This is a genomic window from Pseudomonas monteilii NBRC 103158 = DSM 14164, from assembly GCF_000730605.1.
Lineage (GTDB): Bacteria > Pseudomonadota > Gammaproteobacteria > Pseudomonadales > Pseudomonadaceae > Aquipseudomonas > Aquipseudomonas monteilii.
Genome location: NZ_BBIS01000057.1, coordinates 1 through 22261, shown reverse-complemented (window position 1 = coordinate 22261; position 22261 = coordinate 1). Strand labels below are relative to the sequence as shown.

The following is a 22261-nucleotide window of genomic DNA, read 5'->3' as shown; positions in this document are numbered from 1 at the left end:
CATGCGCCAAGCGCAAGCGCTGCACTTCTCCACCCATGACGGTGTCGAGCTGCACTACCGTCATTGGCCTGCCACCCGCAACGAACACCAGCCACGCAGGGCTGTGGTGATGTTTCACCGTGGCCATGAACACGGCGGGCGTATGGCCCACCTGGCCGATGAACTGGACATGCCAGGCTATGACTTCTTCGCCTGGGATGCGCGCGGCCACGGCCAGTCGCCAGGTGCACGCGGCGACAGCCCGGGATTCGCCACCAGCGTGCGCGACGTGCAAACCTTCATCGAACATATCCAGGCCCACCACGGTATCGCCGAGCAGGACATGGTGGTGCTGGCGCAAAGCGTCGGCGCCGTGCTGATTGCCACCTGGGCCCACGACTACGCGCCCAAGGTGCGCTGCCTGGTGCTGGCCTCGCCGGCATTCAAGGTCAAGCTGTACGTGCCGTTCGCCCGCCCCGGCCTGAAACTGCTCAAGGCCTTGCGCGGCAACTTCTTCGTCAACAGCTACGTCAAACCGCGCCTGCTTACCCACGACCCCGAGCGGGTGATGTCGTACGTGGCCGACCCGCTGATCAGTCGGCCAATCTCGGTGACTATGCTGCTAGGCCTGTACGAAGCCGCCGACCGGGTAGTGGCAGACGCCCAGGCCATTCAGGTACCGACCCAATTGCTGGTCTCCGGGGCCGACTTCGTGGTCGAGCGCCAGCCACAGGAGCGCTTTTTCGAACGGCTGGGCAGTGCCCGCAAGGAAATGCACATACTGCCCGGGTTCTTCCACGACACCTTGGGTGAACGTGATCGGGCCCATGCGCTGAGGCGCATCGAACGGTTTGTCGAACACTGCTTCACCCGCCCCGCCACACAGCCGTCATTGCTGGATGCCGACAAGACCGGCGCCAGCTGCGCCGAGGCCGAGAGCCTGGCCGCACCCTTGCCACGCAATTCGCCCCGCGATCTTTACTGGCGCGCCACCCGCGCGGGCCTGCAGTTGGGCAAGGGGCTGTCCGAAGGCGTGAAGCTGGGCTTCGACACCGGCTTCGACTCGGGCAGCACCCTCGACTACGTGTACCGCAACCAGCCGACCGGCAAGGGTAAACTGGGCCGCCTGATCGACCAGAATTACCTCGACGCCATCGGCTGGCGTGGTATTCGCCAGCGCAAGCTGCACGTCGAGGAATTGCTGCGCCTGGCCATCGCCCACCTGCGTGAACAACAACGGCCCGTGCACATTGTCGATATTGCCGCCGGCCATGGCCGCTACATCCTCGAAGCCCTGCAAGACCTTGAGCGGTTGCCGGATTCGATCCTGCTGCGCGACTACAGCGAACTGAACGTTCAGCAAGGCAGCGCGCTAATCAGAGAAAAGGGCCTGGCCGACATCGCCCGCTTCGTCCAGGGCGATGCTTTCGATCGCCAGAGCCTGGCCACACTTGAACAACCCCCAACGCTGGCCGTGGTTTCAGGGCTGTACGAACTCTTCCCCAGTAACCAGCTGGTGGGCAACTCGTTGGCCGGGCTGGCCGACGCCGTAGAGGATGGCGGCTACCTGGTCTACACCGGCCAGCCGTGGCACCCGCAACTGGAGATGATTGCCCGCGCCCTAACCAGCCATCGGGGTGGCGAGGCTTGGGTGATGCGCCGCCGCAGTCAGGCCGAGATGGACCAGCTGGTTGAGGCAGCGGGCTTCCGCAAGCTGGCCCAGCGTATCGATGAATGGGGCATTTTCAGCGTCAGCCTGGCACAGCGGGTACGCTGAGTGAGCCCGCCACGCGAGCCTGGGCTGATCCGCCGGGGCGTGTTCTGGCTTCTGCTGCTGGGGCCGTTGTTCTTCCTCAGCTATGGGCTGGCGAACCATTACACGGCCGGACGCAGTGATGTCGGCAGCCTGGTGTTCGGCTGGGAGCACGGCATGCCGCTGTGGCCCTGGACGATCATCCCGTACTGGTCGATCGACCTGCTTTACGGGCTGTCCTTCCTGCTGCCGCGCACACGCCAGGAAATGGACCGCCACGCGCTGGCGCTGCTCAGCGCACAGGTGATCAGCGTCTGCTGTTTCCTGCTGTGGCCGCTGCGGTTCACCTTCGAGCGACCGGTACTGGACGGGCTGTTCGGCTGGCTGTTCGATGTATTGATGGGCTTCGACAAACCCTTCAACCAGGCGCCTTCGCTGCACATCGCTTTGCTGGTTATCATCTGGACGATGTTTGCCCGGCATGTACAACGCCAGCCCTGGCGTTGGCTGATGCATGGCTGGATGGTGCTGATCGGGGTGTCGGTGCTGACCACCTGGCAGCATCATTTTATCGATCTACCCACTGGGGCGCTGGCCGGGTTTGCCTGCCTGTGGCTGTGGCCGTATCAAGGGCACCTGCCCTTCCAGGCGGCCCGCCTTGCACGGGATGCCAAGCGTTGGAAGGTCGCCGGTTGTTATGCTGTGGGCGCGCTACTGTGTGCACTCCCTGCCACTACGCTGGGCGGGGCTTGGTTGTGGTTATGTTGGCCGGCAGTGTCATTGGGGCTGGTGGCGTTGAACTATGCCGTGTTCGGGGCGGATGGTTTTCAGAAGGGTGCCGACGGGCGCTTGTCGAATGCGAGCCGGTGGCTGTTGGCACCCTATTTGGCAGGTGCGTGGCTCAATTCGCGGCTTTGGACGAAGGGCCACCCGCAAGCGGATGAGGTATGCGATGGCGTGTACCTTGGGCGGACTCCAGGACGTGGTGAGGGGGGGCAATTTGCTGCGATTGTCGATTTGTGTGCGGAGCTGCCGTGCACCGTATTGGCAACGCAGGATTACCTGCATTTCCCCACCCTTGACCTGATAGCACCCGACAGCATCCTGCTACAACAAGCCGCCAGCGCTATCGAGCACCTACGCACTCAAGGCCCCGTGCTGGTGTGCTGCGCTTTGGGTTATTCACGCAGCGCCAGCGCCGTGGCGGCCTGGCTGGTGGTGACCGGCCGCTGCGATGACGCCCAGCAGGCAGAATCCCTTATCCGTAAAGCACGCCCCAGCATCGTCCTGCGCAACGCGCATCGCCAGGCTCTCCAGCAACTGGAAGCACAGCCATGAACCTGCGTGTAGTGGCCAGCCTGCTGGGCCGAGGCAAACAGCTGGAGCACCTGTCTGACGGCCTCACCCTGCTGGCCCTGGCCTATGGCCTCGCCCCCTTGCTGAGTCTCCCTCTGACACCGCTGGCCAGCGTGCTGTGCAGCGTGCTGCTGGCGCTCGGCGTGCTGCACAAGTACTGGGCCATCCGCGTGGCGATCGATGCCGAACTGTTTGCCCACCTTGCCAATAGCGTAGACCTGGCGGCAGACACCCAGGCCCTGGACCACGCCCTGTTCGAACTGAAACTCAAACCACAGGCCACCGACGGCCGCGCCTGGCCTGCCCGCAGCCAGGCCGCACTAGGCCTGTTGCGCCGTCAGGCCGTATGCCTAGGCCTGCAGCTCTCGCTAGCCTTGGCTACCCTGCTGACACTGCATTTGAAGGGATAACGAACGCCCCATGCTCGCCAACCTGACCGCCTATGTCATCACCTCCGCCGCCCGCCTGATCACGGGTGCCCGCGCCCTATGGCTGGGTTGTACGCCGCTGCCGGTACAGCGCCTGTACTTCGCCAACCACAGCAGCCACGGTGACTTCGTGCTGCTGTGGGCCTCACTGCCGCAACCTCTGCGCAAGCGTACCCGCCCGGTGGCGGGCGCGGACTACTGGGCCAAACCGGGCATTCGCGACTTTCTCATTCGCAAGGTGTTCAACGGCGTGCTGATTGATCGGCAACGCAGTGAAGGCCAGGGCAGCCCGCTGCAACCGATCCTCGAAGCCGTGGCCCAGGGTGACTCGCTGATCTTCTTCCCGGAGGGCACGCGCAACCTGGGTGATGAACTGCTAATGCCGTTCAGAAGCGGCTTGTACCACCTGGCGGCAGCCAACCCCGACGTCGAACTGGTACCGGTCTGGATCGCCAACCTCAACCGGGTGATGCCCAAGGGCCGCGCCCTTCCGCTGCCCCTACTTTGCACACTGAGCTTTGGCGAACCGTTGCACCTGCACGCTGATGAAAGCAAGCAGGCCTTTCTAGAGCGGGCCAGCCAAGCCCTGCTGAACCTGGCCCCGAAGGATGCCTGACATGGACGACAACACCCTTTCCCTGTTCGGCGGTATCGGCGCCCTGCTGCTGCTCGCCAGCGTGATCGGCCGCCTGCTCAAGTGGCGCGCAGGCCCAGCGCCACACGCGGTAATCGACAACCTCAACGCGCGCATCAACGCCTGGTGGGTGATGGTGCTGGTCATCGGCATCGCTTTCCTGTTCGGCAAGTACGGTGTGATCGTGCTGTTCTACGGCGTGTCGTTCTACGCCCTGCGCGAGTTCATGACCCTTACCCCGACCCGGCGCAGCGACTACCCGGCGTTGGTGGCGGCGTTCTATGTGGCGCTGCCGGTGCAGTACGTGCTCATCGCCATGGACTGGTACGGCCTGTTCAGCATCTTCATCCCGGTGTACCTGTTCCTGCTGCTGCCGATATTGGCCAGCTTTGGCGGCGATACCACACGCTTCCTTGAGCGTGCATCAAAGGTACAGTGGGGGTTGATGATCGCGGTGTACTGCGTGTCATCGGTGCCGGCCTTGATGACGCTGGACATCCCGGGCTACGAGGGGCGCAACCTGCTGCTGATCGCCTGGCTGATCCTGGTGGTGCAGATCAGCGACGTGCTGCAGTACGTATGCGGCAAGCTGTTCGGCAAACACAAGGTGGCACCCACCCTGTCGCCGTCCAAAACCGTCGAAGGCCTGGCCGGCGGCGTGGCACTGGCCACCTTGATAGGCGCCCTGCTGTGCTGGATCACCCCGTTCACCTTCTGGCAGGCCGCACTGATGGCCCTGACCGTGAACACCATGGGCTTCTTCGGCGGGCTGGTGATGTCGGCGATCAAGCGCGACCGTGGGGTGAAGGACTGGGGACACATGATCGAAGGCCATGGCGGCATGCTCGACCGTATGGACTCGGTGTGCTTTGCGGCGCCGGTGTTCTTCCACTTTGTGCGGTATTGGTGGGCGTAGCCACATACCCCTGGGGGGTATAGATCAACTGCCCAACCCAATTTCCAATCGCCTGCACCATCCATGTGGGAGCGGGTTCCGCTCCCGCGAGATTACTTGAGGTAAGACCGCAACAACGCAGCCACCTTGTCCGCCTCATCCTGCCGCTCCTCGGCGCTAAGCCCGTCCGCCACCAGATGTTCGCGGATATGCCCTTCCATCACTTCGGCCATCAGCCCGTTCACCGCGCCGCGCACGGCGGCGATCTGCTGCAGGATCGCCAGGCAGTCCTTGTCCTGCTCCAGCGCCGTCTCAAGCGCGGCCGCCTGGCCCTTGATCTTGCGCACCCGGGCCAGCAGTTGCTTCTTGCTCTTCAGGGTATGTGCCATTGGATTCCACACCATGCTAGGTATACTGGGGTATAGTATATTTCTCGATCGTCCGGGAGCATGATAAACCATGGCGACACAAACCTCAGACCGTTGGCAGCACAGCCATCAGTTCCACACCAGCAACCTGGGCGCCGAGCGCAAGACCCGCCTGGCGGTGTGGCTGACCGCCGTGATGATGGTGGCGGAGATTGCCGGTGGCTGGTTCTTCAACTCCATGGCACTGCTGGCCGACGGCTGGCACATGAGCTCTCACGCTCTGGCCCTTGGCCTGTCGCTACTGGCCTACGCCGCCGCACGGCGCTATGCCGCTGATCGACGCTTTGCCTTCGGTACCTGGAAAATCGAGATTCTCGGTGGTTATTCCAGCGCGCTGCTGTTGCTGGGCGTGGCCGGGCTGATGGTGTTCCAGTCGGTGGAGCGGCTACTGGCACCGGGACCCATCCATTATGACGAGGCCATCTTCATCGCCGTGGTAGGCCTTGCCGTCAACCTGATTTGTGCCTGGCTACTGCGCGATGACCATCACCATCATGATCATCATGGGCACGACCATCACCATGACCACGGCCATCACCACCACGACCTGAACCTGCGCTCGGCCTACCTGCACGTGATGGCCGATGCCGCCACTTCGGTACTGGCCATCGTTGCCTTGCTGGCCGGCAAGTTCTGGGGCGCCAGCTGGCTCGATCCGGTCATGGGCCTAGTGGGTGCGCTGCTGGTGGCGCTGTGGGCCCGCGGCCTGCTGCGCGATACCGGGCGGGTGCTGCTGGATGCGGAGATGGACGCGCCGGTGGTGGAAGAAATCCGCGAAGTGGTGGCGCAGCTGCCCGTGCCGGCCAGCATCACCGACTTACATGTATGGCGGGTGGGCAAGGCCCAATACGCCTGCATTCTTGGTTTGGCCACCTCAAGTGCCCTCAGCGCCGACAGCGTGCGCCAGGCCTTGGGTGTGCATGAAGAACTGGCGCACATCACCGTCGAGGTAAACCGCCTGGCATAGCGCGACCAGACAGCTGGACGTCGAGCCCAGGCAACTGCGGCTCGGCCGATGGCCCTATGGTGACGAGTCATTCAGCCAGTCACCAGGAGTTGTGCCATGTCCGATTTCATCACCGTCCTGCGCGAAACCTGCCCGACGCCGGTCGTGGACGCCACCAAGTGGAAGCGCATCGGCGGCGATCCGCACACCGTCAACCTCAATGCCTACCTGTCGGCCGACGGCAGCAAGATCATGGGCACCTGGATCTGCACCCCGGGCAAGTTCGAGGTCAACTACGAGAAGTGGGAGTTCTGCCACTTCCTCGATGGCTACTGCATCATCACCCCGGAAGGCGAAGAGCCGAAGCACCTGAAAGCCGGTGACGTGTTCGTCATCGAACCGGGGATGAAAGGCACTTGGGAAGTGGTCGAGACTGTACGCAAGTACTTCGTTTTCGCCTGATAAAAAAATCGCGGGGCAGGTGCCCTTCCCTCTGGTGCGCAGTTACAGAGGGAAGGCCACCTGGCCCGCGATGAAGTCCACCTCGCTCGTCAATCCTTCTTGCGATACCCCTCGACGATGGCCGAGAAGTCCTTGCCCCCTTCGCCGCGCAGGCTCATGGCCTGATACAGCTGCTGGGCCACGGCCCCGAGGATCACCGGCTGGTGTGCCTGGCGTGCCGCTTCGGTGGCCAGCCCCAGGTCCTTGAGCATCAGTTCGGCGCCAAAGCCTCCGGTATAACCGCGCGACGCAGGCGCCGTTTCGATGATGCCCGGCCACGGGTTGTAGGTGTCCGAACTCCAGCAACGCCCGGTCGAGCTGTTGATGATGTCGGCCAGCACCTTGGTGTCGATGCCCAGCGCGTTACCCAGGGCCATGGCCTCGGACACGCCGATCATGGAGATGCCCAGCAGCAGGTTGTTGCAGATCTTGGCGATCTGCCCGGTGCCGACATCACCGCAGTGCACGATGTTGCGGCCCATCTGCTCCAGCACCGGCTTGAGGCTGGCGAACAGCTCGGCGCTGGCACCGACCATGAAGGTCAGGGTGCCTGCTGCCGCGCCGCCGGTGCCTCCGGACACCGGCGCATCGCCCATGTCCACGCCCTTGGCCGCTGCGGCCTTGGACACATCGCGGGCGGTCTGCGGGTCGATCGTGCTGCAGTCCACGGTTGGTGTACCGGGGCGAATGCCGGCCAGCACGCCGTCGTCGTTCAGGTACACGCTGCGCACATGGGCCGCCGCCGGCAGCATGGTGATGACCAGCTCGCTGTTGGCCGCCGCGTCCTTGGGCGACGGGCTGATCTGCCCGCCCAGTTCTGCCAGCTCGGCCAGCACGGTTTTGTTCAGGTCGAACAGGTTCAGTTGGTGCCCGGCCTTGATCAGGTTGCGGGCCATGGGCGCGCCCATGTTGCCGAGGCCAATGAATGCAATACGCATGACGTCTCCTTAGCGCAGGCTGATGGTGGTGTTCACACCGTCATTGACACTGTCGTCATCGAACCAGCGGGCGGTGACGGTCTTGGTCTGAGTGTAGAACTGCACCACCTGCTTGCCGTACGGGCCGAGGTCACCGAGCTTGGAGCCACGCGAACCGGTGAAGCTGAAGAACGGTACCGGTACCGGGATCGGGATGTTGATGCCGACCTGGCCGATGTCGATTTCGCTCTGGAACTTGCGGGCTGCGGCGCCGCTTTGGGTGAACAGGCCGGTGCCGTTGCCGAACGGGTTGGCGTTGACCAGGGCGATGGCCTCATCGAGGGTATCGACCTCCAGGGTCACCAGCACCGGGCCGAAGATTTCCTGGGTGTACACCTGCATGTCGGTCTTCACGCCCGAGAACAGGGTTGGGCCGACGAAGTTGCCTTGCTCGTAGCCCGGTACCTTGACGTCACGGCCGTCGAGTTCCAGCTTGGCGCCTTCCTTGATGCCGCTTTCGATCAGGCCCAGCACACGCTCCTTGGCGCGTTTGGAAACTACCGGGCCTACATCGGTACCAGGCTCACAGCCGGCATTGACCTTGAGCTTGCTGGCCGCTTCCTTGATATCCGGCAGCCATTCACGGGCCTTGCCCACCAGCACCGCCACCGAGGTGGCCATGCAGCGCTGGCCCGCCGCGCCGAAAGCAGCACCGACCAGGGCGTTGATGGTTTGCGTGCGGTTGGCATCGGGCAGCACAACGGCGTGGTTCTTGGCGCCCATCATCGACTGCACGCGCTTGCCGTGCTGGCTGCCCAGGTTGTACACGTGGGTGCCGACTTCGGTAGAGCCAACGAAGGAAATGGCTTTGATGTCTTGATGGGTGCAAATGGCATCCACCACTTGCTTGCCACCGTGCACCACGTTAAGCACACCGGCCGGTACGCCGGCTTCCAGCGCCAGCTCGACCAGCAGCATGGTCGAGAGAGGGTCCTGTTCGGACGGCTTGAGCACGAACGTGTTGCCGCAGACGATGGCCATGGGGAACATCCACAGCGGGATCATCGCCGGGAAGTTGAACGGGGTGATGCCGGCGCATACACCAATCGGCTGGCGCAGGGTGTAGGTATCGACACCGCCCGCGACGTTCTCGGCGAATTCGCCCATCTGCAGGGTGCCAATGGACGCCGCGTGCTCGACCACTTCCAGCCCGCGGAAGATATCGCCTTCGGCATCAGCCAGGGTTTTGCCCTGCTCTGCGCTGAGCACCTGGGCAATGCGTTTGGTGTGTTCGCGAATCAGCGCCTGCAGCTTTAGCATGATGCGCATGCGTGCGCCAATCGGGGTGTCGCGCCAGGTCTGGAAAGCGCGATGGGCAGCAGCCACGGCAGCGTCGACTTCTTCGACGGTGGCGAACGGCACCCGCGCCAGTACTTCCTGGGTGGCAGGGTTGACGATGTCGCGCCATTCGGTTGTTTTCGACTCGACCCATTGGCCGTCGATCAGCAGCTTGACCTGCTCGACCTTGGTCGGGTTCGGGGATTGCGGTGCGTTCATCTGCGTTCTCCTTGGAATTATTGTCGGGACGAGATCGCCAGCGCCAAGCAAACGCAAGGTGGCGTCCTGAGGCTTGTTTCGAGTATAGATGTGCAAACATCCAACAAGAACGCACAAAAAAACCGGATCATCATGCAAAAAGACCTCACATCCCTGAGTGCCCTCAACTGGGACGACCTGAAGTTTTTCCTTGAAGTGGCCCGCACCCGCAAGGCCAGCAGTGCCGCCAAACGGCTGAGCGTGGACTACACCACGGTGTCGCGGCGCATCAGCTCGCTGGAGGGGGCGCTGGGTACATTGCTGTTCGAAAAATCGCGGACCAACGGCTTTGTCCTCACCGCCGAAGGCCAGCGCCTGCTGGGCTATGCCGAGTCGATCGAAAGCACGCTGCACATGGCCTGCGAGCAGGTGTCCGGGTCGGGCGTGGCGTTGTCGGGGCATGTGCGCATGGGTTGCACGGAGGGCTTCGGCAGCTTCTTCATTACCCCGCAGCTGAGCCACTTCGTTGATGCCTACCCGGCGATTTCGGTGGATATCCTGCCGCTGCCGCACTTCATCAGCCTGTCCAAGCGCGAGGCGGACATCGTCATCGCGCTGGAGCGACCGGAGCATGGGCCTTATGTGTGCTGCAAGCTGTGTGATTACCGCTTGCGGCTATACGCGACGCAGGATTACCTGGACAGCCACGCACCGATTCGTCAGGTGGCGGACTTGGCCAAACATCCCTTTATCAGTTACGTGGATGATTTGGCGTTCAGTTCGGAGCTTTTGTACCTCGCCAACCTGATCCCCGGCGCCACTGCGCACCTGCGCAGTACCAGTGTGATTGCACAGTACACGGCGGCGTTGCAGGGGCGTGGGTTGGCGATATTGCCGTGCTTTCTGGCGGCGCAGGATCCGCGATTGGTGACGGTATTGCCGGAGGAGATCGAGGTGACGCGGCAGTTCTGGATGTATTGCCGGGAGGATTTGAGGAAGTTGAAGCGGATTACCCTGCTGTGGGATTACATCCGGGGGGTGACCGAGGCGAATGCGCCGTTGCTGATGGGAGAGACGCGGGAGATGCGGTTTGCTCAGGAATGATCAGGGCGCTCTGCGCCCTGATATAACCAGTCAGTAAGACGCCACCACTATGGATACACGCCGGTTTTCGGTACGCCCGGCGCTGGTGCGGTTGTCTGCCACTGGCTGGGTGCTGCCCAGGCCACGGCGCTGTATGTTCTGGGCCTGCATGCCCACCCCGACCAGCGCTTTGGCCACGCTTTGGGCACGGCGCTCGGACAGTTGCTGGTTATACGCCGCCTTGCCCGACGAATCGGCATGCCCGTCCACCCGCACGCCCTGGATGCCAACACCCAGCAGCGCCTTGCCAATGCGCTCGACAATCGCCTGGCTCTGGCCGTTGAGGCTGTCCAGGTCGCTGCCGAACAGCACTCTGCCGGACAGGTCGTAGGCCCAGCCTTCATCGGTGGGGATAAATCCTTCGCGCTTGAGTACGGCAATCTGTTCAGGGGTAAGGCCCTTGGGGGGTGCGCTCTGGCAACCGGTCAGCGCCAGCATAGCGAGCAACAAGGCCCAAAGGGGGAAACGTAAAGCGTGCATCACGGGTTCAACTCCTGTTCTTGATTTCACTGGCGGACCGTTCCGTCTGCGCCACTTGCCAATGGCCACGGCGTTTACACTTGGCCTCGTACATCGCCGCATCGGCGGCATTGAGAAGACTGGCGGGGTCAGCGCCGTCATCCGGGTAATAGGCAATACCGACACTCAGTGAGGTGGCAATGCTGCGGCCGCTGTCCAGATGCACCGGCAGCTTCATGCTGGCCACGATCTTCTCGGCAATCTGCTCGGCGTCCTTGCGCGACTGCAAAGGTGTCAGCAACACCGCGAACTCGTCACCGCCCAGGCGTGCCACCAGGTCGTGCTCGCGCAGCTGGGCGCGCACGCGGTCGGCCACGCTGATCAGCACTTCGTCGCCCACGGCATGGCCAAGGGTGTCGTTGATCTGCTTGAAGTGGTCGCTGTCGAGGAACAAAAGCGCCAGGTGGTCCCGCTGCCGCGCGGCATTGCGCACGCTGCGGTTCAGGCGCCCTTCGAAGAAGGCGCGGTTGGGCAGGCCGGTCAGGCTGTCGTGGCTAGCCTGGTGAGCCAAGGTCTGGTTTTCGCTCTGCAGGTGGCTGTGCCACACCTCCAGTTCGTCCAGCAGGGCATTGAAGTCGTTGCCCAGCTCGTTGAGCTCGGCAATCGGCGCCTCCGGCACGCGCCGGTCGAAGCTGCGCTCGCGGCGGGCGGCGTGGGCGACACTGGCCAGGCCGCGCAGCGGGCGGGTGATATTGCTGAGCAGGCGCCGCGACAGATACTGGGCAGCCAAAGCGCTGAGTATCGTGCAGAACAGGATTCCGGCCAGACCGCTGAGCAGGAACAGCAGCAGGCTACGGCCCTGGCCGACCAGTTCGGTGTGCCCGACTTTTTGTTGCTGGTGCAGGATCGGCAAGTTGACCGGCTCATCCAGCAAGGCCGTGGCCACCTGCACTTCGAGCTTGCCGAGCATGCCCGTATCACCGCGTTGCCAGTGCGCCAGCAGCTCGCCTTCGTTATTGAAGACCTTGGCCTCGGCCACCTCCTCGTTACTGGCGATCAGCGCCAGTGATTCGTTGGCTGCAGCACTGTCATCGAACACCACCGCCGCCTCAACGGTGTAGTTGATCGAGCGGGCGATCAGGTGCAGGTTGTGATTGGCATAGACGCGCAGGGCGAGCACACCCAGCAGCGTAAGCGAAATGCCGGCCAGGCCTACAGCGAGCAAGGCAACGCTGAGGTGGCCACGGCCCAGCACCGAGCGCAGGGTCGGGCGTACGCCCTGCTTGCGGGTCGGCTTCATGGCTGCACCGCCCGGCGCCGCGACAATTGCAGCACGCTGGGGTGGATGCGCACGCCGGAACGCGCCACCGAATCCAGGTTGACTTCAAAGGCCACTTGCTGGTCGCTGACCCGCAGGCAGAACAGGCTGCCGACCGTGCAGGGGTCGTTCGCTTCGCTGATGCTCAGAACCGGGTGGCCGCTGATACGCTCGAACAGTTTGTCGCGCTCGCCCTGGTCAAGCTTGCCAATGTAGATGGCATCGCAGGCCTGGGCGACCTGGGTATCCTCTGCCAGCAGCCGCCGCACCTGCAGCGGGCGGCCGGACTCCTGTACATGGCCTTTGATCAGATCATCGGCATACTCGGTGGGGCCGACCAGGCACAGCCGTAAGGGGGAGGGTTCGACCGGCCAGCGGGCATAGCTGAAGATACCCAGTACGACCTGGGTCACGGCCTTGGCGCGTTGCTGGGCCTGGGCGGTGGTTGTGGCGGTATCTGCCCGGGCGCAGCCCATGGAAATGAACAGGGCGGCCAGCAACAGCGAAAGTGCACAGTTTGGCGCTCGCCTCCCGGCCACGTTCATGTGGGAAATCTCTTAGGGTCCTTTCCGGTATCGGCGCAACGATAGCACATAGCCGCTTCCTTGTATGGAAGAGCGGCCAGGTGCATCGGGTTGTATGCCCCTAGACCTGCTCCAGCATCAACCCGGAAATACGCCGTACCTTACGTGCCACCGCTTCTTCGAAAATGCCCTGGCGTGGCTCGACCAGGCTGAAGCAGTGCTTGGCGCGGGTAATGCCGGTGTACACCAGCTCCTTGGTCAGCACCGGGTTGAGCGCATCCGGCAGTACCAGCGCGGTGTGGCTGAACTCCGAGCCCTGGGACTTGTGCACGGTCATGGCGAATACCGTTTCCACTTCGTTAAGCCGGCTCGGCAGGACGAAGCGCACCCCGCCACTGCCATCGTTACGCGGGAAAGCCACGCGCAGCAGCGGCTCGCCTTGCTCATCCGGCAGGCGCAGGGCGATACCGATGTCACCGTTCATAAGGCCCAGGCCGTAGTCGTTGCGGGTCACCAGCACCGGGCGCCCTTCGTACCAGGGTTGCTGGCTGTCGATCAGCCCGGCATTGTGCAGCACCCGCGCCACCCGCTCGTTGAGGCCTTCGACACCCCAGGCGCCGCGACGCACCGCGCAGAGCAACTGGAAGTCCTCGAAGCTGTGAAGCACCTTGCCCGCCCACTGCTCCCATGCCGGGTCGTCAAATGCGGTTTCGAGTGCCGGCCTGTAACGGCCAAGGGTGCGCAGGTAGCTGCGATAGCCTTGCGGGCCTTCGGCACCACGGTTCAGGCCGTCGAGCAGCAGGCGGTCAAAAGCACGGTCCTGCTCGTGCTTGAGCGCCAGACTGTGCACATCCTCCGGTGGCGTGGCCAGCAGGTTGCGTGCCGCGTAAGCGTCCTGACGATTGACCAGCCTGGCCAGTTGACCAATCCCGCTGCCTTCGCCGAAGCGTCGTGAAAAGCGCAGCATTACCACCTGCTGGGCCAGCGGGTTACGCTGCTCATCGCCGGCCTTGAGCCCGCTGCCGGCCAGCGACTCGCCGCTAACCTGCTCCAGCCACGCGGTGGTTGCCGGCGAGTAATAGCCTTCCTCGGCATCCCGGCACAAATCTCCCAGCACCGCGCCGGCCTCGACGGAGGCTAACTGGTCCTTGTCCCCCAGCAGCACCAGGCGTGCCCGTGGCGGCAAGGCATCAAGCAGGTTGGCCATCATTTCCAGGTCGATCATCGACGCCTCGTCGACCACCAGCACGTCCAGCGGCAACGGGTTGCCAGCATGGTGGCGGAAGTGCCGCGAGCCTGGGCGGCTGCCAAGCAGCCGGTGTACGGTGCTGACATCAGTGGGGATTTGCCTGCGGACTTCGGCGCTGACTTGCAGCCGCTCGACTTGCTGGCCAATCGATTCGGTCAGACGCGCAGCAGCCTTGCCGGTCGGTGCGGCCAGGCGTATGCGCAGCGGCCTGCCCAGCTCCACCGCCGGCCCCTGAAGCAAGGCCAGCAGGCGCACGACGGTCGTGGTTTTACCCGTGCCGGGGCCGCCCGTGATGATGCTGAAACCGGCACGGGTGGCCAGCGCACACGCAAGCTTCTGCCAGTCCACCTGGCCTGCTGGCGCCCCGCCCGCGAACAGCTGCGCCAGGCGATCTGACAGGTCGGTCAGCGGCGCTTCGGCTTGGGTCAGGCGCTGGCGCAGGGTATGGTCGATGCGCCGCTCGTAGCGCCAGTAACGGCGCAGGTACAGGCGCTCGCCGCTGAGCACCAGCGGCCGCGCTTGCTGGCCTGGGTTATCGCCGAGTGCCACCAGCGAGCTGGCGGCGATGCGCTGGCGCCAGGCATTCAAGTCGAGGTTGGCCAGCAGCTGCGAGGGTAACAGCAGAGGGCCAGTCAAGGCGTCGCCTTCCGGTGGCAGCGACAGTGCAAAGTCGGGCTCGGCCAGGGTTTGCTGCAAATCGAGGCACACATGGCCATGGCCCAGTTGGTGGCTGGCCAACGCTGCCGCCAGCAACAGCAAGGGGTCACTGCCAGGGGCGCGCTCTTCAAGGAACGACACGAATGCACGGTCCAGGGCACGCAGCCAGCCCCGCTCTACCCAGCGGTCGAGCAGTTGCAGCAGGTCACCGCTGTCATGCTGAGGTGCCAGCGCCAACAGGTGCTCGGCGTGCAGTGGGGTGGGCAAAAGGTCGAGTAGGCTTCGGCTCATGGCGCGACTCCGGCTAACAGGTCCTGCTGTGCGGGCGCGCGCTCGCCACGGAACAGCGCATCCAGGCGTTCAATCAGCTCACGCGGTGGCTTGGCGTGGTACACGCCGTGGCCGCTGCTGCTGGCGCCTCGCAGGAAGATGAACAGGGCGCCACCGACATGGCGGTCGTAATCGTAATCCGGCAGGCGTGCGCGCAACTGGCGGTGCAGGGCCAGCAGGTACAGCACGTACTGCAGGTCGTAGCGGTGCTCGATGATGGACTTTTCCATGGCCATTGTGTCGTAGGCCTGGATGTCCGGGCCCAGCCAGTTGGACTTGTAGTCGGTCACGTAATACCGCCCGTCCAGCTCGAACGCCAGGTCGATGAAGCCTTTGAACATGCCGTTGAGCACGGTTGGCTGCGCTGCCGGGCGTGCCAGCCCAGGATGGGTGTGGCGAGCGACCAGGCGGTCGAGTTGTTCGGCGTCGACCTGGTGGCTGGCGAACCAGAACTCCATTTCGATCTGGTAATGGCGCAACTGACCGAGCGTTACACTCAGGTCGTTGCCCGGCAACGGCAGCGGCTCGTTCAACAAGCGTTGCAGCCACTGGGTGAGGGTGGGAATCCACCCGGTCCAGTCACGGCGGTTGCATCGCTGGCCAACGATTCGCTCGATCAGCTGCGAGTTGCCGGTGACCTGGCTGAAGCCCTCGCGCCCTGCCCATTCCAGCAGGCCATGGAGGAAAGTGCCCGGGTTCGGCCCCCGTGGAAAGCGGTGGATATCGCCGCTGTCGGGCGGGACCTCGCGCAACACCTGGGCATCGAGCACCTCGTCATCCAGCAATTGCTGGGCCTGCGAGCTGTCGGCGCCGAGGGTCTGGTCGCCGACGCGCAGGGCGCTGTACGACGCGATCCACCAATGCTCGGCTGCTGCGCGGCGAGGCTTGCGTGCAGGCAGCAGCTCACGCTCGGCATGGGGCATGCGATACACCTGCTCATCCGCCTGCGGCAGCCCCGGGCAGGTGATGTGCGGGCACGTCGCCGCCAGCGCCTGCAACCAGCCCGTCAACTGCGTCGATTCGGCCAGAGCAAGGCCGCCCCCCAGCAGGTAGCCAAATGCCGAGCGGTGCAGCTGCGAACGCTTCTGGTTGCCACGCTTGAGGTCGGCAACACCCAGCCAGCAAGCATACTGTGCCCGGGTCAGGGCTACGTAGAGCAGGCGCAGGTCTTCGGCCAGGCGCTCGTCATCGGCGCGCTCGATCTGCTCCTGGTTCGGCGTGAGTGTGAGGTGGGCATTACCGTCGCTGTCATGCCAGGCCAACGGCAGTCGGGTACCGTCGACGGGTTTGCTAATGCAGATGAACGGCAGATAGACCAGGGGATATTCCAGGCCCTTGGACTTGTGGATCGTTACCACCTTGACCAGCTGTTCGTCGCTCTCCAGGCGCAGGATCTGTTCTTCACCGGCCTGCCCGGAACTGGCCAGGTGCTCGGCCAAGTGGCGGATCAACGCCTGCTCACCGTCCAGCTCGCCTGCGGCCTGTTGCAACAGCTCGGCCAGGTGCAGCAGGTTGGTCAGCACCCGCTCGCCATCACTGCGGCGAATCAGCGTGCGCGGCAGATGGAAGTCATGCAGCAGGTGGCGCAACATCGGTAGCACCCCTTGGCGCTGCCAGGTGTCGCGGTAAAGGCGAAAACGCATGACCCAGCCTTCCCAGACCCGCTCGTCCTGGTTCAGCCGGTCCAGTTCGGCCAGCGACAGGCCCAGTGTGAGGCTGGCCAGTGCGGCCTTGAGCAGGCGTTCCGAGTCTGGCTCGGCGCAGGCCTTGAGCCAGGCCAGCAGGTCGTGGGCTTCCTGGGCGGCGAACACCGAGTCCTTGTCGGACAGGTACACGCTGCGCACATCACGCGCGGCCAGCTCGGCGCGGACCATCTGTGCTTCATGGCCATCACGCACCAGGATGGCGATGTCCGAAGGCAGGCAGGGGCGCAATTCGCCCTCGGCATTCTGGAAGCCCGCCGTGCCCTGCTGGCCACCGTTGAGCAAGGCGACGATATGGCTGGCGCAGCTGGCGGCCAGTTGCTGGCGGTAGACGCTGCTGGACACCGGCTCTTCGCTCTCCAGCTGCCAGCATTGCAGGGCTGCGCTGGCTTCACCGCCAATCAGCAGCTGTTCGCCACGGCCCTTGGCATGCACCTCGATGAACGGTAACGGGTTGTCATCGGCCTCGCGGAACAGGAATGCACCCCGCCCCGTTTCACGCGCCTCGGCCTGCAGGAATACCTGGTTGACCGCCGCAACCATGGCTTTGCTGGAGCGGTAGTTGGTGTCCAGGCTGTGCAAGCGGCCGCTGGTGGCGCGCCGCGCAGCAAGGTAGGTGTAAATGTCGGCACCCCGGAAGGCGTAAATCGCCTGCTTGGGGTCACCGATCATGAACAGGCCGGTTTGTGCACGGTTTTCGCTGATATGGTAAATGCGCTCGAAAATACCGTACTGCACCGGGTCGGTGTCTTGGAATTCGTCGATCAGCGCAACCGGAAACTGCTCGCGAATCAGGCTGGCCAGGCGCTCACCGGCCTCGCTGGCCAGGGCGTGCTGCAGGCGCAGGAGCATGTCGTCGAAGCCCATTTCCGCACGGCGGCGCTTCTCCACTTCGAATCGCGCCGATACCCAGCCGGCAGCATGCTCAAGCAACGGCGCATCTGGGTTGTCCAAGGCCTGCAATTGCTGTTGCAGCGTCTGCATGGCGTCGAGGGCCGGGTGGTCGGGCGGTTCGCCCTTCCAGGCTTCAGCCATGCCCGCCGGGGTGAGTCGGGTGAAGCCGGTACCCAGGTCGAGCTCCACCAGATGCTCATCGGCAGCCCAGGCGCAAAGTTTGTCGAACCAAGGTTCGAAGTAACGGGCCTGCATCTTGCGGCCGTCAACCTGCTTGGCGGCCAGTGCATCGCGGCAGATTTGGCGCAGCTCTTCGGCCCACTGCGCCCACGGCGCCTTTAGCCGAGCCAGCTGTTGGTCACGTTGCTGCAGTGACGCCTGGATCAACCCGGCGGGCTCTGGCCCGTCGTGCTGAGCGCGTATGCGGCCAAACAGCGGGCGGATGCGCGGCAGCAAGGCATCGGGGCTCCCCCAGTTGCTGCGGACCCAGGCCAGCGCATCACCGTGCATGCCGTAGCAGAAACGCCGCCAGTAATCGCGCATCACCTGGCCCAGCAGCTCGCTGTGGTCGGTTTCCAGGGTCTGGGTGAACAGGCTGCCACTGTCGAAGGCATGCTCGCGGAGCATGCGCTGGCACCAGCCATGGATGGTCGATACCGCCGCTTCGTCCATCCACTGCACAGCGATTTCCAGGCGGCCGGCACACCGCGGCCAGGCCTCTTGTGGATAATCGTCACGCAGTTGATGCAACAACGGGTCGGCGCCTTCCAGTTCACCACGGAAAAACCGTGCAGCCTCAGCCAGGCGGGCACGAATGCGCTCGCGCAGCTCTTTGGTGGCAGCGTCGGTGAAGGTCACCACGAGGATTTGCGGTGGTAGCAGCTCGCGCTCGAAGCCCTGTTCGCCACCGTGGCCGAGGATCAGGCGCAGGTACAGCGCCGAAATGGTGAAGGTCTTGCCCGTACCGGCGCTGGCCTCGATCAGCTGGCTGCCGTGCAGGGGGAAACTCAGTGCCAAGGGACGGACCTGGGTCATACGCCTTTCTCCGGATTGCCCAAGGTCTGCCAAGGGGCGGTGAATAACGGGCGGTACAAGGTTTCGCACCAGCCTTCGAAGGTTTCGTCAGCGGTGAGTGCGGCAAAGTCACGGAACTGGCGAGCCAGGGCAATGCTTTCACCACGCTCGCCAAAGCTGGTGCGCTCGTCGCCTTCGTAGGCGCGGGCTGCGGCGGCCAGGGCCTTGTCGGCCTCGTCCTGGGCCAACCATGCAAACGCGGTTTTGGCTGCAACGGGCAGAGGCGCATTCATCCCTGCCTGACGGGCCACCAGCAAATCGCCCAACAGTTGCGTGGCCAGCTCGGGCGGCAGCGGTGCAAGCAACAGGGTCAGGTCACTGGCTACCAGTGCACTGTTATAGGGGTAGCCTGCCGCACAGGCGGCCAAGTGCGTGACCCAAGGGGCAATCAGGCGGTGCCACTTGAGGTTGTTGCGCCCGGCACTGATGGTGTTGGGTACGGTGGTGATGCTGAGCAGGCTCTGGTCATCCGCCTGGAACACACGGCCCAGCCAGCCTTCGAGCCGGTGCTGGCCGTGCTCGAAATGCACCGGCAAAGCGCCCTCGACCAGCTGTGGCCAGCGTTGCAGCAACTGCTGGTGACGTTGCAGCAGGTCGGGTAGCGGTTCGATCAGCTCGTGTTGCAGTAGCTCGCCGAAGCCGGCCAGTGGCAACAAACCGCAGGCTTGCAGGCGCCGGGCCTGGGCCTGCAGGGCCTGTTCGGCATTGCCCGGCTCGGCCAGAGCGGCGCCGAGCAGGCTCTCACTGGCACCGTAGCGTTGCAGGGTATCGAGGACAAAGGGTTCTTCGTCCGGGGTCGGCGCCTCCAATGCTTCGAAGTACACCTTCAAACGCTGGCTGAAGAAGTGCCGTACCGGGTGGCGCAGGAAGTCATTCAGCTGGGTCAGGCTCAGGGCTTCATCGTCGAAATAAGGTGGCAAGCCTGGGTCGCCCTGCTCTTGCTCTTCGCCTTGCTGGTGCAGCACCTGCCATTCGTGGGCAAAACTGAACAGCGGGCTACCCTTCTGGAAATAGCGGGGGCTGAACGGCTGCAGTGGGTGCTCCAGGGTCAGTGCGTGCAGCAGTTGCTCGCCCGGCTCCGCGGGTTGCCCTTGCTCGGTGCCGGTCAACTGCCAGCCCGCAGCGATGTGATCGCGCAACTGGCCGATCAGTACCGAGGCCGGGCGCTCGCTGTTGTCGCGAATACTGCGCCCGACCCAGCTGACATACAGTTGGTCACGTGCCGACAGCAGCGCTTCGAGCAGCAGGTAACGGTCGTCTTCGCGGCGTGAGCGGTCACCGGGGCGGTAATCGCTGGCCATCAGGTCGAAGTCCAGTGGTTGCTGGGCGCGCGGGTAGTCGCCATCGTTCATGCCCAGCAGGCAGACTACGCGGAACGGGATGGCGCGCATGGGCATGAGGGTGCAGAAGTTGACCGACCCGGCGAGGAAGCGTTGCGACAGCTTGCCCTGGTCGAGGCCTGACAGCCAGGCTTCACGCACCACGGTCAGCGGCAACGGGTCATTCAGCCCAACAGCCTCGCACACTTCAAGCCAGCCATCGCGCAGGTCCTGTAGCTGCATCAGCAGGAATTCGTCGTGCTCATCCTCGGCGAGGAAGAATACCTGCAGCAAGGCGTGCAGGCGCTCCCCCCACTGACTGACAGTGGCAGGCTCGGAAAACGCCTGGCAAGCGACGTCGAGTGCATCGAGCAGTGCGACCAGCGGACCGATCAGTGCTGCGTCCAGGCCTCCGATTTCATCGTAGGGCTCGATGCCATCGCAGGCCTCTCCCACACCTACGGCATAGCCCAGCAGCATGCGCCGCAGGCCGAAGCGCCAACTGTTCTGTTCAAGCCCGGCGGGCAAACCCAGGCTGGCCCGCTGCTCGGCGTTGAGGCCCCAACGAATACCGGCACCCTCGATCCAGCGGTGCAGCGTAGGCAAGTCGTTTTCGCGGATACCGAAGCGGGCACGGACTGCCGGGACGTCCAGCAGGTCGAGCACTTCGCTGACCGCGAAGCGGCTATCCGGCAGTTTGAGCAGGTGTTCAAGGGCAATCAGTAAAGGCTCACGCCCACGCTGGCCTTGGTCGGTGAGCGTGAAGGGGATGTAGCGCGGGTCATTGCGCTGCAACTGGCCGAACACGGCGCGAATATGCGGCGCGTAAGTGTCGATGGCTGGCAGCATGACGATTACGTCACGCGGGCGCAACGTAGGGTCGGCGCTAAAGCGGGCCAGCAGCTGGTCATGGAGAATCTCCACCTCGCGTTGCGGGCTGTGTGCAATGTGGAAGCGGATCGAGCGGTCTTTGCCTGGATCGACTGGTTGCCACAGCTCGCGGGTTTCGGCGAGCGGGCGTAGTTCAAGAATGTCGTCCTGCAACTGGTTGAGCAACGTGGTAGGCGAGCCGTCGCTGAACAGGTCGATGCGCCCATCGCTGAACGCACCCTGGTAGCTGCCCGGGTCGTCATAGCTGTCGAGCAGGTTGATGTAGTCACGGCCCTGTTTGCCCCAGGCGGCCAACAAAGGATGAGCATGCTGGTGCAGCGACTGGTCGTCCAGTTGCAGGGGCATGCCCTGTTTGCGTTGCTGGCGCCTGTACTGGTGGCGCAACAGGTCCTTGTCGGCAACGATGTCGGCCCAGTGGTGGCGGCAGGGGTTGTGCACGCACAGCAATACCTGGCTAAAGCGCGCCAGGCCTGCCAGTGCTTCCAGGGCCTGCGCAGGCAACGAGGAAATGCCAAACACGATCACCCGCGGTGGCAGCCCCGCAGGTGCCTGTTCCAGATTGTTGATGCGCTCGGTGAAGCGCTGATGTACCCCGGCGCGGCTTTGCGCCATGCCCTGCTCACCAACATCCTCCAACAATGCTCGCCACAACTCGGCTTGCCAGCGGTTGCCCGGCGGCAGGGCTTTGCGCTCACCACGGGCAGTATTGAGGATGTGATTGCCAGCAGCCCAGTCCTTGAGCCAGTCGGCGCGGTAAACCTGGTACTGGTCGAACAGGTCGGCCAGCCGCTCGGCAAGCTGGTAGCGCTTGCGCAGGTCGCTGTCGTCATTGAGGAAGCGCTGCAGCGGCTCGAAATGCGGGCGCTCTATCAGGGCTGGCAGCAGGCGCATCAGGCGCCAGGTCAGTGGGGCCTTGTCGAGCAGGGATACTTCGGGAATTTCGTCGTGGCCCAGCACGCTGCGGTACAGCTGCCACATGAAGCTGCCAGGCAGTTGCACATCGATTGCGGCAGCGATACCGCAGCCACCCAGGTCATTTTCCAGCGGGTCTTCAGCCAGGGCCAGTTTGAGCCATTGGGCGATACCATTGCTTTGGACAAGGGCGATTTCGTTTTCCAAAGGTGCCAAGGGGTAACGGCGCATCCAGCTCACCACCAGGCTGCGTAGGTCATCGAGGCGGTTGCCGTGGACGATCATGAAACCTGGGTTGAGCGTGGTAATAGCCATTGAGCATTCCCTGGAAGGCAGTTGGTTCAGATGCGGAACCATATCACGGGGCGTGGCACGGACCGTGGCACGCTTGGAGACAAATCTTTTCCTGGCCGGA

The 22261-nt window shown here is 63.9% G+C and carries 17 protein-coding genes; 8 read left to right on the top strand and 9 right to left on the bottom strand.

Translation table 11 applies throughout. The features are described 5' to 3' along the window. Position 1: 1 nt before the first annotated feature. The 5 genes from PM2_RS25410 to PM2_RS25390 are packed head-to-tail and all read left to right on the top strand — an operon-like array spanning position 2 to position 5066. Positions 2-1756 (top strand): bifunctional alpha/beta hydrolase/class I SAM-dependent methyltransferase, encoded by a 1755-nt coding sequence (locus tag PM2_RS25410; RefSeq protein WP_028699855.1) that lies wholly within the window; start codon positions 2-4, stop codon positions 1754-1756. Then, a complete protein-coding gene (locus tag PM2_RS25405) occupies positions 1757-3070 on the top strand; it encodes a phosphatase PAP2/dual specificity phosphatase family protein (RefSeq protein WP_028699854.1) in 1314 nt (437 codons plus the stop codon). Further along, positions 3067-3498: a hypothetical protein gene (locus PM2_RS25400; protein ID WP_016713432.1), complete on the top strand. Its 432-nt coding sequence runs from the start codon at positions 3067-3069 to the stop codon at positions 3496-3498. The genes PM2_RS25405 and PM2_RS25400 overlap by 4 nt, the downstream gene beginning before the upstream one ends. 10 nt (positions 3499-3508) lie before the next feature. Then, positions 3509-4132, top strand: coding sequence for a lysophospholipid acyltransferase family protein (locus PM2_RS25395; RefSeq protein ID WP_016713431.1), 624 nt, complete (start codon positions 3509-3511; stop codon positions 4130-4132). A gap of 1 nt (position 4133) precedes the next feature. Further along, the gene (locus PM2_RS25390) at positions 4134-5066 is read left to right on the top strand and encodes a phosphatidate cytidylyltransferase (RefSeq protein ID WP_019098796.1); all 933 of its coding nucleotides are present in this window, start codon (positions 4134-4136) and stop codon (positions 5064-5066) included. Positions 5067-5158: 92 nt separating this feature from the next. Here the strand turns inward: PM2_RS25390 and PM2_RS25385 are convergent, their stop codons facing one another. Beyond that, positions 5159-5434, bottom strand: coding sequence for a metal/formaldehyde-sensitive transcriptional repressor (locus PM2_RS25385; RefSeq protein WP_019098795.1), 276 nt, complete (start codon positions 5432-5434; stop codon positions 5159-5161). Positions 5435-5504: 70 nt separating this feature from the next. Between PM2_RS25385 and dmeF the strand changes: the two genes are divergently transcribed. Continuing rightward, a complete protein-coding gene (dmeF, locus tag PM2_RS25380; protein ID WP_028699853.1) occupies positions 5505-6440 on the top strand; it encodes a CDF family Co(II)/Ni(II) efflux transporter DmeF in 936 nt (311 codons plus the stop codon). A 96-nt stretch (positions 6441-6536) separates the two neighbouring features. After that, on the top strand, positions 6537-6881 hold the full coding sequence (locus PM2_RS25375) for a cupin domain-containing protein (RefSeq protein WP_003258412.1): 345 nt from the start codon (positions 6537-6539) through the stop codon (positions 6879-6881). An 89-nt stretch (positions 6882-6970) separates the two neighbouring features. Here PM2_RS25375 and mmsB read toward each other — a convergent pair whose 3' ends face one another. Both mmsB and PM2_RS25365 read right to left on the bottom strand, forming a co-directional pair. Next, positions 6971-7858: a 3-hydroxyisobutyrate dehydrogenase gene (gene mmsB / locus PM2_RS25370; RefSeq protein ID WP_028699852.1), complete on the bottom strand. Its 888-nt coding sequence runs from the start codon at positions 7856-7858 to the stop codon at positions 6971-6973. Positions 7859-7867: 9 nt separating this feature from the next. Further along, positions 7868-9394, bottom strand: a complete 1527-nt coding sequence (locus PM2_RS25365) for a CoA-acylating methylmalonate-semialdehyde dehydrogenase (RefSeq protein ID WP_016713426.1) — start codon at positions 9392-9394, stop codon at positions 7868-7870. 132 nt (positions 9395-9526) lie between these two features. Here PM2_RS25365 and PM2_RS25360 point away from each other — a divergent pair, with 132 nt between their 5' ends. After that, positions 9527-10477: a LysR family transcriptional regulator gene (locus PM2_RS25360; RefSeq protein ID WP_028699851.1), complete on the top strand. Its 951-nt coding sequence runs from the start codon at positions 9527-9529 to the stop codon at positions 10475-10477. 30 nt (positions 10478-10507) lie between these two features. Here PM2_RS25360 and yfiB read toward each other — a convergent pair whose 3' ends face one another. From yfiB to recC, 6 genes are all read right to left on the bottom strand, one after another. Next, a complete protein-coding gene (gene yfiB / locus PM2_RS25355) occupies positions 10508-10999 on the bottom strand; it encodes an outer membrane lipoprotein YfiB (protein WP_028699850.1) in 492 nt (163 codons plus the stop codon). 4 nt (positions 11000-11003) lie between these two features. Then, entirely contained in the window at positions 11004-12275 is a 1272-nt protein-coding gene (gene dgcN, locus PM2_RS25350; RefSeq protein WP_028699849.1) for a diguanylate cyclase DgcN/YfiN, read from the bottom strand. Further along, positions 12272-12838 carry a regulatory sequestration protein YfiR gene (yfiR, locus tag PM2_RS25345; protein WP_016713422.1) on the bottom strand — a complete coding sequence of 189 codons (567 nt, stop codon included), beginning with the start codon at positions 12836-12838 and terminating at the stop codon, positions 12272-12274. Before yfiR ends, dgcN begins: the two co-directional genes overlap by 4 nt. 100 nt (positions 12839-12938) lie before the next feature. After that, positions 12939-15014: an exodeoxyribonuclease V subunit alpha gene (recD, locus tag PM2_RS25340; RefSeq protein ID WP_028699848.1), complete on the bottom strand. Its 2076-nt coding sequence runs from the start codon at positions 15012-15014 to the stop codon at positions 12939-12941. Continuing rightward, positions 15011-18685: an exodeoxyribonuclease V subunit beta gene (gene recB, locus PM2_RS25335; RefSeq protein WP_028699847.1), complete on the bottom strand. Its 3675-nt coding sequence runs from the start codon at positions 18683-18685 to the stop codon at positions 15011-15013. The genes recD and recB overlap by 4 nt, the downstream gene beginning before the upstream one ends. Continuing rightward, complete coding sequence (gene recC, locus PM2_RS25330; protein ID WP_028699846.1) at positions 18682-22161, bottom strand: exodeoxyribonuclease V subunit gamma; 3480 nt, start codon at positions 22159-22161, stop codon at positions 18682-18684. The genes recB and recC overlap by 4 nt, the downstream gene beginning before the upstream one ends. Between the last annotated feature and the right edge of the window lie 100 nt (positions 22162-22261).

What these genes read in the sequence shown, in the direction of transcription:
- recB (WP_028699847.1), bottom strand. Translation starts at nt 18,685, where the DNA reads ATGACCCAGGTCCGTCCCTTGGCACTGAGTTTCCCCCTGCACGGCAGC.
- PM2_RS25400 (WP_016713432.1), top strand. Translation starts at nt 3,067, where the DNA reads ATGAACCTGCGTGTAGTGGCCAGCCTGCTGGGCCGAGGCAAACAGCTG.
- PM2_RS25365 (WP_016713426.1), bottom strand. Translation starts at nt 9,394, where the DNA reads ATGAACGCACCGCAATCCCCGAACCCGACCAAGGTCGAGCAGGTCAAG.
- PM2_RS25385 (WP_019098795.1), bottom strand. Translation starts at nt 5,434, where the DNA reads ATGGCACATACCCTGAAGAGCAAGAAGCAACTGCTGGCCCGGGTGCGC.
- PM2_RS25395 (WP_016713431.1), top strand. Translation starts at nt 3,509, where the DNA reads ATGCTCGCCAACCTGACCGCCTATGTCATCACCTCCGCCGCCCGCCTG.
- dmeF (WP_028699853.1), top strand. Translation starts at nt 5,505, where the DNA reads ATGGCGACACAAACCTCAGACCGTTGGCAGCACAGCCATCAGTTCCAC.
- PM2_RS25390 (WP_019098796.1), top strand. Translation starts at nt 4,134, where the DNA reads ATGGACGACAACACCCTTTCCCTGTTCGGCGGTATCGGCGCCCTGCTG.
- dgcN (WP_028699849.1), bottom strand. Translation starts at nt 12,275, where the DNA reads ATGAAGCCGACCCGCAAGCAGGGCGTACGCCCGACCCTGCGCTCGGTG.
- PM2_RS25360 (WP_028699851.1), top strand. Translation starts at nt 9,527, where the DNA reads ATGCAAAAAGACCTCACATCCCTGAGTGCCCTCAACTGGGACGACCTG.
- yfiR (WP_016713422.1), bottom strand. Translation starts at nt 12,838, where the DNA reads ATGAACGTGGCCGGGAGGCGAGCGCCAAACTGTGCACTTTCGCTGTTG.
- recC (WP_028699846.1), bottom strand. Translation starts at nt 22,161, where the DNA reads ATGGCTATTACCACGCTCAACCCAGGTTTCATGATCGTCCACGGCAAC.
- mmsB (WP_028699852.1), bottom strand. Translation starts at nt 7,858, where the DNA reads ATGCGTATTGCATTCATTGGCCTCGGCAACATGGGCGCGCCCATGGCC.
- PM2_RS25410 (WP_028699855.1), top strand. Translation starts at nt 2, where the DNA reads ATGCGCCAAGCGCAAGCGCTGCACTTCTCCACCCATGACGGTGTCGAG.
- PM2_RS25375 (WP_003258412.1), top strand. Translation starts at nt 6,537, where the DNA reads ATGTCCGATTTCATCACCGTCCTGCGCGAAACCTGCCCGACGCCGGTC.
- recD (WP_028699848.1), bottom strand. Translation starts at nt 15,014, where the DNA reads ATGAGCCGAAGCCTACTCGACCTTTTGCCCACCCCACTGCACGCCGAG.